Raw genomic sequence first — 2304 nt, 5'->3', positions numbered from 1 at the left:
TATAAAGAGTTCCTGTACCGCCATACTGTCAGCGCAGTGCGGTATCGAAAGGTGCAATCTCTAAGATTGCATGGGTCGCAAAGATTCCCCCACCATAGCTCTTAGCTTGGTGGTGGGAGTATGTCAAGAATCCTTCTAAATCTGCTGTAGGTAGACTCCAGAAAATGCTCGAAAGGCGCTGTTCAGGCTGCGTTGGAATTGCTCCCGTAGGCATTACACCCATCATGATGTTGGAGCGGTCATAGAACTGATGCAAGATCTGCGGATTCAGCACTTCGCATTCAGGCACGATGATCCACTTTGCACCCCAAGGGTAGGCTTGGTTGAGCTTTTCCCATGCTTTAGGGCGTAAATGGCTGCGTGCGCCATTGGCGATCAACACGAGATCAAATTGACGTTGAAAGGATTGATCTGCGGATTGTCCAATCACGTTTATACCGTCACTGGACTCTTGAAGTTCATGTACCTCATGCGCCATACACCACTCAACGTGTTGAGGATATTCTCGGACTTTGGATGCAAGGACATGACAGAGTGTGGCACGGTGAATGCCGAGTCCATATGAACGTTCATCGGCTTGTCGATATTGACTGTTTATCAGCAAGTCGCCGCCAGCCAGTTGACCTTCAAGACCGGTTACCACAGCGCCAAGGCTTAAGGCTTGTTCCAAAATGCCTAAATGTTCGAAAACTGCCAGTCCGGCAGGTTGTAATAATAATCCTGCGCCCACAGGTTCAAGTTGTGAGACTTTTTCATATAAGCAGATCTGATGGCCTTGAGCAGCAAGCATTGCTGCAGCAGCTAATCCTGCCGTACCTGCACCGATGATGGCAATATTTTGAGTTTTCATTGTTTTAAAAGTTGATTTTATCTCAGCCCAATGTATCAAAGATGCTGCATAAAACCCAATAAAAAAGCCCTCAAAAGGGCTTTTTTAGGGGTGAGTCAAGTCTTACCAGTGTTCACCTGGGAATAGGCGAGCATATGCCTTTTGTACCCAATTGAGTTTTTCTTGCTTACCAATAGACGCTGAAGAGCTTGGGAACAAGTTATAACCAATCGACATGAGTTTGTTGTTAATGTCTGGAGCAATTGAGTAGGTAATAGAAGCCAGACGGCCCAAATTGGTCGCCACTTTCTTTGGACGTTTCACGATGGCATAGGCAATCAGGTCAGTCGCTTGTTCTGGAGAAAGCGTTGGAACGTATTTATAAATTTTGGTTGGAGCGATCATTGGCGTGCGCACCAATGGCATGTAGACCGACGTGATGGCAATATTATGCGAGTGAACTTCAGCGCTCAGGCAACGGCTAAAAGCATCTAATGCGGCTTTAGACGCAACATAGGCAGAGAAGCGTGTTGCATTGGCCAATACACCAATCGAACTGATGTTGATGATATGACCTTCACGACGAATCATCATTTTCGGCAGTAAATTCATCACCAAACGTACCGCGCCAAAATAGTTCAACTGCATAGTACGTTCAAAATCATGGAAACGATCGGTTGATTCATGTACGGCACGACGAATAGAACGGCCAGCGTTATTAATTAAGATATCAATATGATCGACGGAAGCGAGGATTTGTTGTGCCACAGCATCAATGGAGTCCATATCATTGAGGTCACATGGGAAAACATCGGCTTTACCGCCAGTGGCTTCAATTTCAGCTTTTACGGCATCAAGAGTTTCTTTGGTACGTGCAACCAGTAGAACATGTGCGCCTGCGTTGGCAAGGCGATGCGCTGTGGTTAAACCGATACCACTTGATGCACCGGTGATTAAAATGGTCTTACCGTTGACACGGTCAACGAAACGTTTCTCAAGTCTTGAATTCACGATGAGGTTCCCTGTTAAATCAGTTTTATTGTATTCATTTATCGGCCCGACAACGCTATGTGCAGGGCTGTTTTAAGTCAGCGGTATGATAGCGTTTTATTCAAAAAAAGCCATATGATAAGTAATTGATAATAAAATAATATTTAGAGTTTTTACTCTAAATTAAAATCCCTATTTACTCAATTTTTAACACATAAATATGTGAAAGAGAAGTGCTTTTATCAACATCGTTGCAACCTAAAAAAGTCGATTTTCAAGATAAATAAAATTGTAAATAAATATAGAAGCAGGGCCATAGATGCCTAAAGTTGGAAGGCGGATTATGTGGGAGTGGTTATTTAACTAAATGTGCGGAATTCTCCATCTATAATCTGTGATTTAGATGGAGATGGATAGCACGCCTTTTCAGTCGGGTCTTTCTTGGTTTTGGATGTATTCTCGAATTACATCAATTGTCGCTCCAC

Annotated in this window: 1 protein-coding gene and 1 pseudogene; both read right to left on the bottom strand. The window is 43.7% G+C overall.

The features are described from left to right. Positions 1 to 124: 124 nt before the first annotated feature. Positions 125 to 850: pseudogene (locus FTV03_RS17545) on the bottom strand (FAD-dependent oxidoreductase); the annotation flags it as partial. 102 nt (positions 851 to 952) lie between these two features. Continuing rightward, positions 953 to 1840, bottom strand: a complete 888-nt coding sequence (locus FTV03_RS17540; protein WP_078189400.1) for an SDR family NAD(P)-dependent oxidoreductase — start codon at positions 1838 to 1840, stop codon at positions 953 to 955. Between the last annotated feature and the right edge of the window lie 464 nt (positions 1841 to 2304).

Source organism: Acinetobacter sp. YH12218 (genome assembly GCF_013417925.1).
GTDB lineage: Bacteria > Pseudomonadota > Gammaproteobacteria > Pseudomonadales > Moraxellaceae > Acinetobacter > Acinetobacter amyesii.
This window is presented reverse-complemented; position numbering and strand designations above follow the sequence as displayed.